The organism is Pseudomonas sp. 7-41, from assembly GCF_021233075.1.
GTDB classification, from domain to species: Bacteria; Pseudomonadota; Gammaproteobacteria; order Pseudomonadales; family Pseudomonadaceae; genus Aquipseudomonas; species Aquipseudomonas veronii.
This window is the reverse complement of sequence record NZ_CP089551.1, coordinates 3,890,842-3,904,832: the sequence shown is the minus strand read 5'-3', so window position 1 is coordinate 3,904,832 and position 13,991 is coordinate 3,890,842. Positions and strand designations below refer to the sequence as shown.

Annotated in this window: 17 protein-coding genes; 7 read left to right on the top strand and 10 right to left on the bottom strand. The window is 62.4% G+C overall.

Annotated features, from left to right (window positions below):
• Positions 1–21: 21 nt before the first annotated feature.
• A complete protein-coding gene (locus LQ249_RS17375; RefSeq protein WP_232565716.1) occupies positions 22–1,176 on the bottom strand; it encodes a DUF1624 domain-containing protein in 1,155 nt (384 codons plus the stop codon).
• A 119-nt stretch (positions 1,177–1,295) separates the two neighbouring features.
• Here LQ249_RS17375 and LQ249_RS17370 point away from each other — a divergent pair, with 119 nt between their 5' ends.
• Entirely contained in the window at positions 1,296–1,847 is a 552-nt protein-coding gene (locus LQ249_RS17370) for a DUF924 family protein (RefSeq protein ID WP_201021124.1), read from the top strand.
• 96 nt (positions 1,848–1,943) lie between these two features.
• Positions 1,944–2,576, top strand: a complete 633-nt coding sequence (yfcF, locus tag LQ249_RS17365; protein ID WP_017846522.1) for a glutathione transferase — start codon at positions 1,944–1,946, stop codon at positions 2,574–2,576.
• Here yfcF and LQ249_RS17360 read toward each other — a convergent pair.
• Positions 2,551–2,817, bottom strand: a complete 267-nt coding sequence (locus LQ249_RS17360; RefSeq protein ID WP_017846521.1) for a hypothetical protein — start codon at positions 2,815–2,817, stop codon at positions 2,551–2,553. The two genes, yfcF and LQ249_RS17360, sit on opposite strands and share 26 nt — an antisense overlap.
• A gap of 132 nt (positions 2,818–2,949) precedes the next feature.
• On the opposite strand from LQ249_RS17360, the gene LQ249_RS17355 reads away from it, so the two are divergent.
• Positions 2,950–3,594 carry a hypothetical protein gene (locus LQ249_RS17355; RefSeq protein WP_057004679.1) on the top strand — a complete coding sequence of 215 codons (645 nt, stop codon included), beginning with the start codon at positions 2,950–2,952 and terminating at the stop codon, positions 3,592–3,594.
• Between the two features lie 34 nt (positions 3,595–3,628).
• Positions 3,629–3,970: a hypothetical protein gene (locus LQ249_RS17350; RefSeq protein WP_057004678.1), complete on the top strand. Its 342-nt coding sequence runs from the start codon at positions 3,629–3,631 to the stop codon at positions 3,968–3,970.
• Positions 3,971–4,009: 39 nt separating this feature from the next.
• Here the strand turns inward: LQ249_RS17350 and LQ249_RS17345 are convergent, their stop codons facing one another.
• Both LQ249_RS17345 and LQ249_RS17340 read right to left on the bottom strand, forming a co-directional pair.
• Positions 4,010–4,756, bottom strand: a complete 747-nt coding sequence (locus LQ249_RS17345) for a creatininase family protein (protein ID WP_057004677.1) — start codon at positions 4,754–4,756, stop codon at positions 4,010–4,012.
• A gap of 29 nt (positions 4,757–4,785) precedes the next feature.
• Positions 4,786–5,499 carry a murein L,D-transpeptidase catalytic domain family protein gene (locus LQ249_RS17340; RefSeq protein WP_017846517.1) on the bottom strand — a complete coding sequence of 238 codons (714 nt, stop codon included), beginning with the start codon at positions 5,497–5,499 and terminating at the stop codon, positions 4,786–4,788.
• Between the two features lie 39 nt (positions 5,500–5,538).
• Here LQ249_RS17340 and LQ249_RS17335 point away from each other — a divergent pair, with 39 nt between their 5' ends.
• Together LQ249_RS17335 and dapF are read left to right on the top strand one after the other, a co-directional pair.
• Positions 5,539–7,122, top strand: a complete 1,584-nt coding sequence (locus tag LQ249_RS17335) for a L,D-transpeptidase family protein (protein WP_126588567.1) — start codon at positions 5,539–5,541, stop codon at positions 7,120–7,122.
• Positions 7,123–7,147: 25 nt separating this feature from the next.
• Positions 7,148–7,957 carry a diaminopimelate epimerase gene (gene dapF / locus LQ249_RS17330; RefSeq protein WP_201021122.1) on the top strand — a complete coding sequence of 270 codons (810 nt, stop codon included), beginning with the start codon at positions 7,148–7,150 and terminating at the stop codon, positions 7,955–7,957.
• 66 nt (positions 7,958–8,023) lie between these two features.
• On the opposite strand, the gene LQ249_RS17325 is transcribed toward dapF, so the two are convergent.
• Positions 8,024–8,518 carry a DUF1543 domain-containing protein gene (locus tag LQ249_RS17325; RefSeq protein ID WP_046383677.1) on the bottom strand — a complete coding sequence of 165 codons (495 nt, stop codon included), beginning with the start codon at positions 8,516–8,518 and terminating at the stop codon, positions 8,024–8,026.
• A gap of 105 nt (positions 8,519–8,623) precedes the next feature.
• Here LQ249_RS17325 and LQ249_RS17320 point away from each other — a divergent pair, with 105 nt between their 5' ends.
• Positions 8,624–9,445, top strand: a complete 822-nt coding sequence (locus LQ249_RS17320) for an aldo/keto reductase (RefSeq protein WP_232565715.1) — start codon at positions 8,624–8,626, stop codon at positions 9,443–9,445.
• 30 nt (positions 9,446–9,475) lie between these two features.
• Here LQ249_RS17320 and LQ249_RS17315 read toward each other — a convergent pair whose 3' ends face one another.
• The 5 genes from LQ249_RS17315 to LQ249_RS17295 all read right to left on the bottom strand — a co-directional run bounded on the left by LQ249_RS17315 (position 9,476) and on the right by LQ249_RS17295 (position 13,778).
• A complete protein-coding gene (locus LQ249_RS17315) occupies positions 9,476–9,805 on the bottom strand; it encodes a DUF6388 family protein (protein WP_046383675.1) in 330 nt (109 codons plus the stop codon).
• A gap of 22 nt (positions 9,806–9,827) precedes the next feature.
• Positions 9,828–10,058 (bottom strand): hypothetical protein, encoded by a 231-nt coding sequence (locus tag LQ249_RS17310; protein WP_376740626.1) that lies wholly within the window; start codon positions 10,056–10,058, stop codon positions 9,828–9,830.
• 430 nt (positions 10,059–10,488) lie between these two features.
• A complete protein-coding gene (locus LQ249_RS17305; protein WP_046383674.1) occupies positions 10,489–11,337 on the bottom strand; it encodes a metal-dependent hydrolase in 849 nt (282 codons plus the stop codon).
• A gap of 15 nt (positions 11,338–11,352) precedes the next feature.
• Positions 11,353–12,243, bottom strand: a complete 891-nt coding sequence (locus tag LQ249_RS17300; protein ID WP_017846509.1) for an SDR family NAD(P)-dependent oxidoreductase — start codon at positions 12,241–12,243, stop codon at positions 11,353–11,355.
• Positions 12,240–13,778: a flavin-containing monooxygenase gene (locus LQ249_RS17295; protein WP_057004672.1), complete on the bottom strand. Its 1,539-nt coding sequence runs from the start codon at positions 13,776–13,778 to the stop codon at positions 12,240–12,242. The genes LQ249_RS17300 and LQ249_RS17295 overlap by 4 nt, the downstream gene beginning before the upstream one ends.
• Between the last annotated feature and the right edge of the window lie 213 nt (positions 13,779–13,991).

The window sequence follows — 13,991 nt, the reverse complement described above, 5'->3', positions numbered from 1 at the left end:
CACCGCAGGCGCAGTGACAGGTCACAGGTATTTAAGCCACGCCACATCCCGCCGCCGCGCCTTCAGCCCGGCAAACCAGCGCACCGGCCAATACAGCGCCATCGGCAAGAGCAGCGCGACCAGCCATACCGCGCCGACACTGTCGAAGCCGAAGTAGGCGCCATGGTTGAGGCCCAGCAGCGCCACGCACGCGACATAGAGCATCTTCAGCACATACAGGTGCAACAGATAAAAGAACATCGGCGCTGCGCCGAATACCGCGAGCACGCTGATCCAGCGCCGCTGCCCCACGCGTTCAAGCGCCAGCAGCAATAACAGGCCAATGCCCAGCGTCAACGCGAGGAACAGCAGCGACGGCGGATACTTGGTGACATTGAAAAAGCTCATCAACGTCAGCACGCCGCTGTCATACGCGTGCCACGGCTGCTCGCCATAGCCATTGGCCGCCCGCAACACCACGAATCCCAGCAACGCACCGAGCCCCGCCCGCAACAGGTAACGCTGGCGCAGGGCAGGCGCCATGGCCGTGGCAAACCATGGGCCCAGGCCGTAACCCAGCGCGATCACACCGATCCATGGCAACACCGGGTACGTGATGCGCAATCGCAGGTGATCGGACACCTCGATCCAACTACGCTCATGCAGGAGCGCCCACACAGTCTGCAGCGCTGTCCCTGGAGCGAAGTGCAGCGCGTCCAGCAGGTTATGCCCGGCCATGATCACCAGTGCCAAGCTGATCAGCAGCGGGCGCGGCAACCACAGCAGCGCGGCGAGGGCGATCATGCTCAGGCCAATCGCCCAGATCACCTGCAGGTAGATGACGCTGGGCGGCAGTTGGAAGGTCCAGGCAAAGTTGACCAGGCTGAACTCCAGCGCGATCAAGAACAGCCCGCGCTTGAACAGAAAGGCCGACACATCGCCACGGCCCTGGTATTTTTGCCCGTACAACCAGGCGGACAGCCCGGTGAGCAACACAAACACCGGCGCACACAGGTGGGCGAGGGTACGGCTGATAAACAGCGCGGGCTCGGTGCTGTCGAGGCTCATCGGGTCGCTGACCTGACGGTGCAGCAGGAAGGTTTCGCGCACGTGGTCCAGCAGCATGAACAGGATCACCAGGCCGCGCAGGGCGTCGATGGAAAGCAGGCGTTGGCGCAGGGGAGCAGCGTCGGTCATGGGCGTGGATCACAAGGGCAGGATGGAAAACGAATGTTATCCTATAACGTATGCGCGCGCCGCTGCGCGAAGTCATCGAGAGCGAACAGGTTCGCGCCTGGCATCGGGAGAGGCTGATCATGAGCAAGCCACACAACGACACCCCGCACACCGTCGTCGATTTCTGGACGCAGGCCGGCCCCAAGCGTTGGTTCGCCAAGGACGCCGCGTTCGACGCGGCGTTTCGCGACACCTTCAACGCAACTCATCTGCAAGCGGCGCGGCGTGAGCTGGAGGGCTGGCTGGACTCGGCGCAAGGTGCGCTGGCCTTGCTGATCCTGCTCGATCAGTACCCGCGCAACGCGTTTCGCGGCACGGCGCATATGTTTGCCACGGACCCGTTGGCGCGCCTGTATGCGCGGCGCATGGTGGATGCTGGGCTGGATCAATTGATCGAACCGGCATTGCGTGCGTTTTGCTATCTGCCGTTTGAACATTCCGAAGACGCGCAAGACCAGCAACGCTCCCTGCTCCTCAACCAGCAGTTGGATGCCAACACTTACCGTTGGGCCAAGGAACACGCGCGGATCATCGAACGTTTCGGGCGCTTTCCCCACCGCAATGAGGTGCTGGCCAGGACGACCACGGAGGCGGAACGGGCCTTTCTGGAGCAGGGCGGGTTTGCCGGTTGAGGCGCTATTCCGCCGGGGAATGCCCCCATAAAAACTGCGCATTGTCTTTATTGCCGCCGATCTCGTAGCGTGGGGTTTCACTCAAGGAGATCCACCATGAACCAAGCTGCGCTGCGCCTCTACGTTGATTCGCTGTTCACCAGCCCCTACGCGATGTCGGTGTTCGTCACCCTGCGCGAAAAAGGCCTGGCGTTCGACACCGTGCCCCTCGACCTCGACGCCGCGCAACACCAGACGGCGGGCTTTGCCCAACTGTCCATGACCCAACGCGTGCCGACGCTGGTGGACGGTGATTTCTCCCTGTCGGAGTCCTCGGCGATCAGCGAATACCTCGACGAGGCCTACCCCGGAACGGCGGTGTACCCGGCCGATCCGAAGCAGCGGGCGCGGGCGCGGCAGGTCCAGGCGTGGTTGCGCAGCGATTTGCTGCCGATTCGCCAGGAGCGTTCGACGTTGGTGGTGTTCTATGGGCAGAAGATGCCGCCGTTGTCACCATTGGCCGAAGCTGCCGCCCATCGCTTGATCGGTGCGGCGCAGGTGCTGTTGGCGGGGAATCCGGCGTACTTGTTCGGGGAGTGGTCAATTGCCGATGTGGACCTGGCGGTGATGCTCAACCGCCTGATCCTCAACGGCGACCCTGTGCCGGCCGACTTGGTGAGCTATGCACAGCGCCAATGGCAGCGGCCATCGGTGCAGGAATGGGTCAATCTGCCAAGGCCCGCGCTTTAGGCCATTCCTGCGCGACGCGTCGGTCCAGCTCTTCCCAGTCCGCCATGCCCAGCACGCGGGTGGTGTTCAAACCGCGCAGGTAACCGAGCAATTGCTGGGCGATGGCGTAGGCCTGGTCCGGGTCGGCGGCCTCGTCCAGCAGCACGTCTTCATAGACAACCAGGTAATCGGCGACCCGATCGCGAAAATCCGGCAATACGGCTTCGCGGATGCGGTCGAAGGTTTTCTGGTGGGGTTTCATAGCGTGGTCCTTATAGATTTTATGTAAGCACTATTGATTCAGATAATAGTCAGCATCAAAGATTGCAAGTTCTGTTTTTTCCACAAAGGCGGAAAATCTCCCCATCGAGACGCAGTTCAAGGAAATCGCGCGATGAGGACGTTTATTCAACTGGCTTTAATGACCCTGATGATGAGCACTGTGGTCATGATCAACCCGGTAATCGCCGATGAACTGCGTACAGGCCATTTGCTGTCACTCGGCGGTAGCGTAGACTCGCTGCGGCACGAGCAGTCAGTGGGGGTGCTGTACAGCGAAAATACGGTCGACAACCTCAGCTACCTTGAACGCTACCACGCCACAGCCTTGAATGGCGCCAGAGATGCCCTTGATGGGCGCATCCGTGCGGCGTTCGTCAACAGTTCCGACCCGGAGTTGGCGATTGACTGGTTGATGAATTCGTTGCAAGGCACGTTTTTGTCGGTGACCGTTTACGACACGCTGGATGCGCTCGTGCAGGCTCACCCCGATGTGGTGGTGATGCTCGACACCCATAACCAACTGTTGACCCCGCGTAACGACCTGGTCGAGGCGCATTTTATCGCGCGCTTCTATGACGCGGACCTGCAGTACATCGCCAAGGCCGAAGGCTCGGTGCAGAAGCAGGTGCCGTCGGTGTGGGCGCATGACAAGGCGGCCCCGGAGATTGCCGCGCAGATCGAGCAGCAGCGCGATGTACAGCTCGATGCCTTGAAACAATTTGATGCGTCGCTCAAGGCATTAGTCCGAGCGGGTTGATGTGAACTTTTCCTTTTATATATTCAGGATTTCTATGCGCTCTTTTTTTGCCCCGGCCCTGGCTGTCGCTTCTTTGTTACTGGCCGGTTGTGTTTCCGCTCCGAATGCGCCGACATTGACCCTGCAAACCGCCAAGACCCCCGAAGGTTATATGCAATGCGTGTTGCCCAAGCTTGAAAAACACAACCTCACCTCGACCGTGACGCAGAACTCGCGCCACGCCAAGGTGGTGTTGACCAGCAAGGTTGCCGCCGATGATGTACTGGAGGCCTACAAGAGCCAGGACGGCACCAAGGTGTTCCTGTATGAGCGCAAGCCGCTCGCGTCGACCATCACGCCGTCGCGCCTGGAATTGACGGCGCAAGAGTGCAAGTAACCGCAAGCCACCCATAACTCGGTGGGCACGAGGGTTGGCTCAAGGGGTTGCTTCGTGGCTGAAGCTGTCGACAACCTTGACCAACCCTTGAGCCGCCAACGCCACCAATTCAGCGCCTTTCTCCACGGTCGCCAGGGCCGGGTCCGAGCCCATGCGCCCGTCGGGGAAGCGCGCGCGGAAGTCCAACGCTTCACGGATCGGCCCGGTGTTGGCGATCTGCGGCGAATAATCGGCAGACTTGATCGACTCCGGATAAGCCCATTGCGTCACGGCAATTTCCGACGGCGTGGCATGGCTGCCGTGGCCGACCGGGAACTGCCGGTGAGCCAGCTCGTTGACGCCGTCCAGATCCCACCAGTTCACCAGTTTCAGCGCAAACCCGGCCGGTTGGCGGGCGAAGCTGGCGGCGGCATACAGCTCGGAAAACGCCGCTTCGATCGTGGCGATGTTGCCGCCATGGCCATTGAGAAACAGGATCTTCTCGAAACCATGCCCGGCCAGCGAACGCACCCAGTCGCCAATCGCGGCAATAAAGGTGGAAGGGCGCAGTGAAATGGTGCCGGGAAAACCCAGGTGGTGCTGGGCCATGCCGATATTGAAGGTCGGGCCGATCAGGATGTCTGCGTGTAGCTGCGCTTGGTGGGCGATGATTTCCGGGCACATCCAGTCGGTGCCCAGCAGGCCGGTGGGGCCGTGTTGCTCATTCGAGCCGATCGGGATCACCACCGTGCGGCTGCGCTCCAGAAACTGCCCGATCTCGATCCAGGTGGACTTATGTAGAAGCATGCGACGCTCTCTTTATCGGTGGGGACAGGCTAACCGCCACGGATTGTACGACTACTCGCCACCTGTTGGGGTTTGCAGTTGAGGTAGGTCGAAGACTTCAACCAGCGCTGGTCCGGGTACCACGAGAACATGAACTGCCCATCCTTGAGTTTGTCCACCACCTGGCGCGCCACCTGCGGACGCACCGCCGGGCAGCCCTGGCTGCGGCCGATACGGCCTTCGCGCTTGCTCCACAATGGGTTGACGTAGTCGGCGGCGTGAATCACCAGGGCACGGTCGCGCGCCTGATCATTGAAGCCCGGCTCCAGGCCGTCCATGCGCAACGAATAGCCATGGGTGCCCAGGTAACTTTCCTGGGTACGGAACAGGCCCAGGCTGGACTGGTGGCTGCCTTCACGATTGGAGAACTGGGTGGCGAAGTTTTCCCCGGACTTCGCCCCGTGGGCCACCAGGTCGCGCAGCACCAGGGTCTTTTTGCGTAAATCGAAAATCCATAGCCGACGAGCGGTCGAAGGCTGGGAATAGTCAATCACGGCCAGGCGCTCGGAACGCTCTTCACCATTATTGACCGCGCACTGCACCGCGTTCAGCGCGCTTTTGAGTACAGTGGGATTGAGTTCTGGAGCCGAGCGCGCCAGGCTGCTATACAAGGAAACAGGGTTGCCGTCGGCGGCGAGCACAACGGTGCTCAGCGTAGCCACGGTCAAGGTCATCAGGCCGAGGCGGCACATAAAAGTCAGCATCTACAGTACATCCCCCCACTGTGGATTGGAGCAAAGCTATTGTTCAAAAAACACGCATGTTACTTGAGCATTTGCTTGCTCGTTGCACCGCTGGTCGCTACAGCCGACGAAGTACCGATGGGCACGTTACCGGTGATTCCAGCCAGCCCGGTCCAACAGGCCCTCGCGCAGTTGCCCAGCGTGTGCCCCAGCCTTGCGTCGCGCATCGACGCGGCGACATTGGCGCGTCTGCAGGCGTTCTATCGGCAGCAGGGCGATGTGCCGCTGTGGGTCGCCGAACGCCGCCAGGCACTGCAAGCGCAGTTGCTGATGCTGGCCGACGACGGCCTGGACCCCACCCACTATAGCCTGCCCCCGGCGAACGCCACGGACAACGTGCTGTGCAGCGATATCGGCAGCAGCGAACAGTACCTGCAAGCCCTGCAGGATTTGCATTACGGGCGCCTGCAGCAATCGCGCTTCGAACCGCTGTGGCATTTCCAGCCGCCCACCCGCGACCTGGACACCGAGGTGCTGGCCTTCGCCGCCACCGGGCTGCACGACATGGCGCAAGCCTTCGACCAGGCCCGGCCCAGCACGGATTTATACCGCAGCCTGCGCAACGTCTATTCCACGCTGCGTAAGCAGCCATTACCGCATTGGGACGCGGTCGCCGGCGGGCCGCTGTTGCGCCCCGGCATGGAAGACCCGCGCGTGCCGGAGCTGGCGCGGCGCCTCTACCGCGGCGGTTACCTCGCCAGCGAACCCAAGGACAACGGCAAGCAGTACCGCGACGAACTGGTCAAGGCGGTCAAGGCCTTCCAGGTCGGTCACTCATTGCAATCCGACGGCGTGATCGGCGCCGGCACCGTGGCCGAACTCAACATCAGCCCGGCGGTGCGCCGCGAACAGTTGCGTATCAACCTGGAGCGCTTCCGCTGGCTGAGCCAGGACCTGGAGCCTGAAGGCGTGGTGGTCAACGTCGCCGCCGCGCAATTGAGTGTCTATCAGAGTGGCATCCCGGTGTGGCAAACCCGCTTGCAGGTCGGCCGCGCCGAACGCCAGACACCGCTGCTCAAATCACGCATCAACCGGTTGACCCTCAACCCGACCTGGACCGTGCCGCCCACCATCATGCGCGAGGACAAACTCCCGGCCATCCGCCTCAACCCCGAATACCTGCGCCAGCAGAACCTGCAAGTGCTCGACCCCGAGGGCCGCCCGCTGGCGCCCGAACACATCGACTGGGCCCGCCCCGGCAACATCCTGCTGCGCCAGGAAGCCGGCCCGCGCAACCCGCTGGGCAAGATCGTGCTGCGTTTCCCCAACCCGTACTCGGTGTACCTGCACGACACGCCCAGCCAACCGCTGTTCACCAAAGGCCCGCGTGCGTTCAGCTCGGGTTGTGTGCGGGTCGAACAACCGTTGCTGCTGCGCGACCTGCTGGTGAGCCCGGCGGAGCGCGTTCGTACCGATGAATTGCTGGCCACCGGCGTGACCCATGAATTCCGCCTGGCGACGCCGGTGCCGGTGTTGCTCGGGTACTGGACCGTGGAAGTGGATCGCCAGGGCGAGTTGGTGTATGCGCCCGATATCTACGGGCGTGACCCCGTGTTGATGAAAGCCATGGGGAGCGTGCTCTGATTTGTCACCGCTCACAGAACACGCCATGACGCTGTCTTTCGTGAAGATGCACGCCCATGGCGACGACTTCCTCATCATTGATCGCCGTGGTCTGGATGATCCGATCTGCGCGCAGGTCGCTCGCCGTCTCGGCAATCGTCACACCGGCATCGGCTTCAATCAGTTGGCGGTGGTGCTCGATTGCGCAGACGCTGCCGCACGGATCAAATTCTGGAACCCCAATGGCACGCTCCTGCAAACCTGCGGCAGCGCTACGCGCGGTGTGGCCGAGCGGCTGATGCATGAAGCCGGCACCGATTCCATCGTGCTGCGTACCGACCGCGGTTTGCTGACCTGTGTGCGTGAGGCGGGGCGGCGGGTGTCGGTGAATATGGGCGCGCCATCGCTGGGCTGGGCCGCGGTGCCGCTGGCCGAGTCGATGGACACACTGTACTTGCCCCTCGAAGGCGACCCGGCGGCGTGCAGTATGGGCAACCCCCATTGCACCTTCTTTGTCGCGGACCTCGGCGCTGTCGACGTGGCAACCCTGGGCCCGGCCCTGGAAACCCACGTGCTGTTCCCCGCCGGGACCAATGTGCATTTTGTCCAGGTCATCGATCGCGGGCATATTCGCCTGCGGATCTGGGAGCGCGGCGGCGGCGTGCCGCTCGGGTCCGGCTCGTGCTGCTGCGGCGCGGTGGTGAATGGGATTCGCCGCGGCTTGCTCGACGACCGCGTCGAGGTGCAATGCGACGGCGGCACAGTCACCGTGCAGTGGGACGGGCAGGGCGGCGTGGTGTTGACCGGGAGCGTGGAGCCGATCATGCAGGGCATCGTCTATGTGCCCATAGGGTAAATTGAGTTCCGGCAGCGGTTCATCCGGTGCCGGCGGTTGAGCGTCGGCGGAGCGGGTAAAGCCGGTTCACGCCAGCACAATGTAGTCGTTCTGCTGGAGCACCGGCCGGTGCGGGGCTTGGACGAGGTGAAGGTAACGGCCGTCGACCAGATCGATGGGCAGGCAGTCGTCGATGTCCAGCACGCCGTCGGTGTGGGCCTGTGACCAGTGACGCAGCAGCTGTTGCTTGCCTTTGCCCGTCGCTTCCTTTTTGTCGCGGGCAACCACCAGCAGGTAGTGATGCGCCTCGCCAAAGCGGTTGGTCTCATAGCCGCCCAGGTTGATGAAGTACAGGCGCTGCGCGCCGGCCTGGGGCGCCAGGTGGCTGAGTTCGACTTTCCAACCGTCGACGCCATCGACCGCCATCCACGAATCGATATGCACGCCCTTGGGGCTGCCAAACCAGGCATCGCGTAACTGTGGGTAGGTGGCTTCCAGCGTATCCGCCACGGCGAATACCACGTCATGGACTTCGATCCTGGCCCGTGGGTGCTTGCCCCCGAGCATCACGACAAACAGCATTGCAGGCCCTTCCGGCGATTTGGCAAAAGGCAACCATACTTCGATTGAACCCGTTTGTCCGGTGAATGCCACACTGTTAACCCGCGAACGCATCAGGAGATTGTCATGCGAACCATCGATCTGGCCGGTGTTCCGGTCCCTGTCATCGGCCAGGGTACCTGGCGCATGGGCGAAGACCCGGACCGGCGCCGCGCCGAAGTCGCGGCGTTGCAGTGCGGTATCGACGAGGGCATGACCTTGATCGACACCGCCGAAATGTACGGCGAAGGCGGCGCCGAAAGCGTGGTCGGCGAGGCCATTCGCGGCAAGCGCGAGCAGGTGTTCCTGGTGAGCAAGGTCTACCCCCGCAACGCCAGCCGCCGGGGCGTACCGCGCGCGTGCGATACCAGCCTCCAGCGCCTGGGCACCGATTACATTGACCTGTACCTGCTGCACTGGCGCGGTCAGTACCCGCTGGCAGAAACCGTCGAGGCGTTCGAGCGCTTGCGCGAAGCCGGCAAGATCGGCCGCTGGGGTGTTTCCAACTTCGATGTGGCCGACCTGCAGGAACTTGCGTCACCGGCCTGCGCGACCAACCAGGTGCTCTACAACATCCAGGAGCGCGGCATCGAATTCGACCTGCTGCCGTGGTGGCAACAACATCACTTGCCGTTGATGGCTTACTGTCCGATCGCGCAAGGCGGCGAATTACTGTCCAGCCCGACCCTCAAGCAGATCGCCCATCGGCATCAGGCGACGCCCGCGCAGGTCGCGCTGGCCTGGGTAGTGCGTCAGGACGGGATGATCGCCATCCCCAAGGCCGTCACGCAAGAGCATGTGCGGCTCAACGCCGCCGCCGCTCAACTGGTGCTGGACGAACACGACCTCGACGCCATCGACCGGGTGTTCGGAGCGCCCAAGCGCAAGCATCCGCTGGCGATGGTGTGAGGCGATAAAACCAGCATGGGGCGTGCCGCGTCAGCCGCTCACGCCATGCAACTCGCAGTATTCGTCCCAGCTCATCCCCGCCATCTGCGCCACTTCCTTATGCACTTCGAGGCGTTGCGCTTCGAATGCCTGGGCGGATTCGGCCGTCAGCTTGAGGGTCAGCTCCCAGGCAAACAGCCCCAGGCGCTCGGCTTCGGCTTCGAACGCCTCATGCAGGCGTTCGGCGCGGTATTGCGCAAGGGTTTCGCCTTTGGCCTGGGCGGCCAGCGGGTTCAGAGTGTCCAGTTGGGTGAGGACATCCGGGTGTGCCTGCAGAAATCGGTCCAGCGCGAGTTGATGGGTATCGCCGGGTTGGGACACAGGTGGGTTCCTCGAAAAAAAGTCAGGCATCTGCGCCGGCGTCTTGGCAAGCCTGTCTACGCCGGGCGCGTTTGCGCATACGGCGGTTTATCCGGGTGCGTATGGGGTCGAGGACGAAAAGTAACAGGTACGCGGTCAGCACCAGTGTCAGGTCGATCCAGGTTTCGCTGATCGGCCCTAAAAACAGCTCCATAACCGCCTTGGCCAGGTAGAGCAAAGCAACCCCACATAACCACAGCAGTGCGTTAAACATCAGTGGGTGCATAGTATTAGACCGTTTGTGTTGCATCTCAAGCCAAGCTCCTTGCTGCTGGCGATTTCAGCGTGTTCCCCTTGCTGCGCGATCCGGGAACCCTGAAAAAGTCGCAGATATTACATCTTGAAACAGGCTTAGGGGCTGCTTCTTATCAGAAAGTTCCGTGGCTAAAGCGCAAGCGCGCACATGAGCGTGCTGAGGAACCTGAAAAATCAACTGGGCGACCGCAACGGCTTTTCGCGCCGTGCCTGGTCATGTGTGGCGGTGGCTGGTGTGTTCCCGGCCCTGTCTTCGAGGGGCTGCGCGCCGGCCGCGAGGGCGCGCTGTGTGTTATTCGGCGTCAGCGGCGTGCGCCTCGACGCCGACCCGAGCACCCACGGCGATTACGATGGCCGGGGTGCTGTACCAGGTTGCGTGCGCGGCGGGTCTAGGCCTGGGCCGATCGGTATTCGCGCTGGGTCTGTTCGATCTCTTCGACCAAGCCCTCGATCCTCGCCAGGCGTGCACGGTTGTCGTGGTCCCACGGATGAAAGCCCGGCTTGAAGTAGTGCAGCCACGGCCGCAGCATCCGCGGGAACACGCCCTTGGGTCCATACAAAAACTTGAGCATGCGCCAGAACCCTTGCACATGCCCGCCGGCCTTGCGGTCGGCAATCAGCAGGCGCAGGTGGAAGTCGAACACCACCAGCCAGAAGAGCAGCGTCGTGGTTAGCATGCTCCCGGTGCGCAGCAGGTAGCGCAGGGGGCCCGGCTTGATCACGCGGTTCCACACGTCAAACGCCACTGCCTTGTGCTCGGTTTCTTCGAGGGCATGCCAGTACCACATCTGCTGGTAACCCTTGAGTGAATCGCCGAAGCGCGAAGGGTCGCTCAGGAGGATTTCCGCGAGCATCGCGGTGTAATGCTCCAGGGCGATGGTCACCGCCAGGTTGAACGCCGGCGGCAGGTGTTTTTTCTGCAGGTCGAGGAAGAATTTCAGGCGCCGGTCCAGGCGATGTGCCGGCAGGCCTGCGGCTTGCAGCAAGTCGTTATAGGCGAGGTGTTCGCGGCTGTGCATGGCCTCCTGGCCGATAAAACCCTGGATCTCCTGTTTCAGCGCCGGGTCATCGATGCGTTGGCGGTAGTGGCGCACGCTGTCCATGAAAAACAGCTCGCCCTGGGGAAACAGCAGCGACAACGCATTGAAAAAATGCGTGATGAACGGACCTTGTTCGTGCCAGTCCTTGATGCGTTCGGCCGGCAAGGCAAAGCGGATATCGCGACGGATCGGTAGCATGGGGCTTGCTCCTGTTCAGAGACGGCTCTCGTCGTTGCTGTCAAACAGCGGCGTTGGGCGTTTGGGGGCCATGCGCTTGCTGGCGAACACCACCAGCGCTTGATAGGCCGCCGGTAGGCAGCGGGTGAGCAGGTCGAGAACATACGCATCGCGGCCGATGAGCACGCGGCGTTTGTTTTTGCGCACGCCCTGCAGGATCACTTTGGCGGCCTGGTCGGCGTCGGTGATGAACAGCTTTTCGAAATCGGCGCGGGCCTGCTGTTCGCTGTGGATCAAAAAGCCGGTCATGTTGGCGTCGATGCGGCTGCTACGGCAGATATCGGTGCGGATGCCGCCGGGGTGGACACAACTGGCCGAGACGCCGCAACGTTGCAGGTCCAACTCCTGGCGCAGGGCTTCGGTAAAGCCGCGCACCGCGAATTTGCTGGCGTTGTAGCCGCTCATGCCGGGCTGGGCAAACAGCCCGAACACGCTGGACGTGTTGACCACATGGCCGTCGCCGCTGGCCTTGAGATACGGCAGGAAGGCCTTGGTCCCGTACACCACGCCCCAGAAATTGATGCCGATGATCCATTCCAGATCGCTGTAGTCCACGCCTTCGACGGTGCTCGACAGCGCCACTCCGGCGTTGTTGAAGATCAGGTTGACCTGGCCGTGCTCGGCAGCGCAACGCGCCGCCCAGTCTTGCATGGCGTGCCGGTCGGACACATCCAGCACCTGGGTGGTCACCCGCACCGGCGCCAGGGTGGCGGTTTGAATCAACGCCACGGTCTGGTCCAGGCCCTGGCTGTTCTTGTCCGCCAGCGCCAGGTGGCAACCTTCGCGCGCCAGGGCCAGGGCCAATGCGCGGCCCATGCCGGATGCCGCGCCGGTGATCGCCGCCACGCGGCCGTTGAATGACTTCATGACAGGCTCCCTTCTGCGGTGGAATGTGGCGCGGCCATTGCGCGGGGCGCCGCGTCAATCGGTGCCATGCTGGCGACATAGTCCTTGAGCGCAAAATGCCGGGTGATCTGCTTGAAGCGCCAGGTCGAGCCGGGCCACAGGGTGGTGTTCTTGCCGGTGCGAGGGTCGAGGTACCAGCTCCGGCAGCCGCCGGTGTTCCAGATGGTGCGCGTGAGTTTGTCCTGCAATTGGTGGTTGTAGGCTTGTTCCACCGCGGGTTTGACCTCCACTGTGGCGATGCGGTGGCGCTGCATTTGTTGCAGCGCATCGAGGATGTAAGCGACCTGGGCTTCGATCATCAGGATCATCGAGTTATGCCCCAGGCCGGTGTTGGGGCCGATGATCAGGAACAGGTTCGGGTAGCCCGGCACCGTGCTGCCTTTGTAGGCATGGGCGCCGTCGTGCCAGGCGTCCATCAGGTCGACGCCGTGACGCCCGATGATGCAGTCGCGGGGCAGCGGGTCGGTGGCCTGGAACCCGGTGCCGAAGATCAGGCAATCGGCCGGGTGCTTGACGCCGTCGGCGGTGATCACGCCATCGGCTTCGATGCGCAGCACGCTGTCGGTCACCACCTGCACATTGCTGCGCGACAACGCTGGGTAATAGTCGTTGGAGATCAGCACGCGCTTGCAGCCGAGGGTGTAGTCCGGCGTCAGCGCCTTGCGCAGGGCAGGGCGGGTGACGTGTTTGTGCAAGTGGCGCAGGGCGACTTTCTGCACCATTTTCATCAGCCGTGGGTGCCGGGCAAAGCCCACCACGCGGCCTTCCAGCGCCCAATACAAGGCGCCGCGCACCAGCCGTTGGGTGAAGGGCAGGTGCTTGAATGCCCAGCGCTCAACGCGGGAAATCGCTCGGTCGGGCTTGGGCATGATCCATGGCGGGGTGCGCTGGAACAGGTCCAAATGAGCGACCTGCGGCGCAATCTGCGGCACGAACTGAATGGCACTGGCGCCGGTGCCGATCACCGCCACGCGCTTGCCCTTCAGGGCATAGGCGTGGTCCCACTGCTGGGAGTGAAAGCGCTGGCCCTTGAAGCTGTCCAGCCCCGGGATATCCGGCAGCGCCGGGCGCGACAAGCCGCCCATGCCCGATACCAGCACCCGCGCGCTGACCTGGCGCCCATTGCTGAAGCTCAGTTGCCAGCGTTGTTGCTGCTCATCAAACACCGCACGTTGCAGGCCCATGCCGAAGCGCAGATACGGCGCCAGCGCAAAACGTCGGGCGCATTGCTCCAGGTAGGCGCGGATCTCCGCTTGCGCGGCGAATTGGCGGGTCCAGTCCGGGTTGGGCGCAAACGAAAACGAATAGACGTGGGACTGCACATCGCAGGCGCAGCCAGGGTAGTGGTTGTCGCGCCAGGTGCCGCCGAGTGTCGCGGCCTGTTCGGCGATAAAGAAGTCGCTAAAGCCGGCTTCCTTGAGCTTGATCGCCATGCACAGGCCGGCGAAGCCTGAACCGATGATGGCGATGTCGATGGAATCACTGTGGGCATTCATAGGCGGGCCTGCGTGGGCATCGGATGTGCTCCTGTTTTTGTTTTGTCTTTTTAGATAGAACACCATTGCAAAGGAAAATTGAATTACTTATTTTAAAAAAGATTTTAAATAATCTACCTGAAAATATCGCCTAGGCTAGTCCCTGGCTCCTCATGTGCGACGGTATGCACGAAGTTTAGGTCCAGGGTGTGGGCGATGGCTGAGGCCTTGATC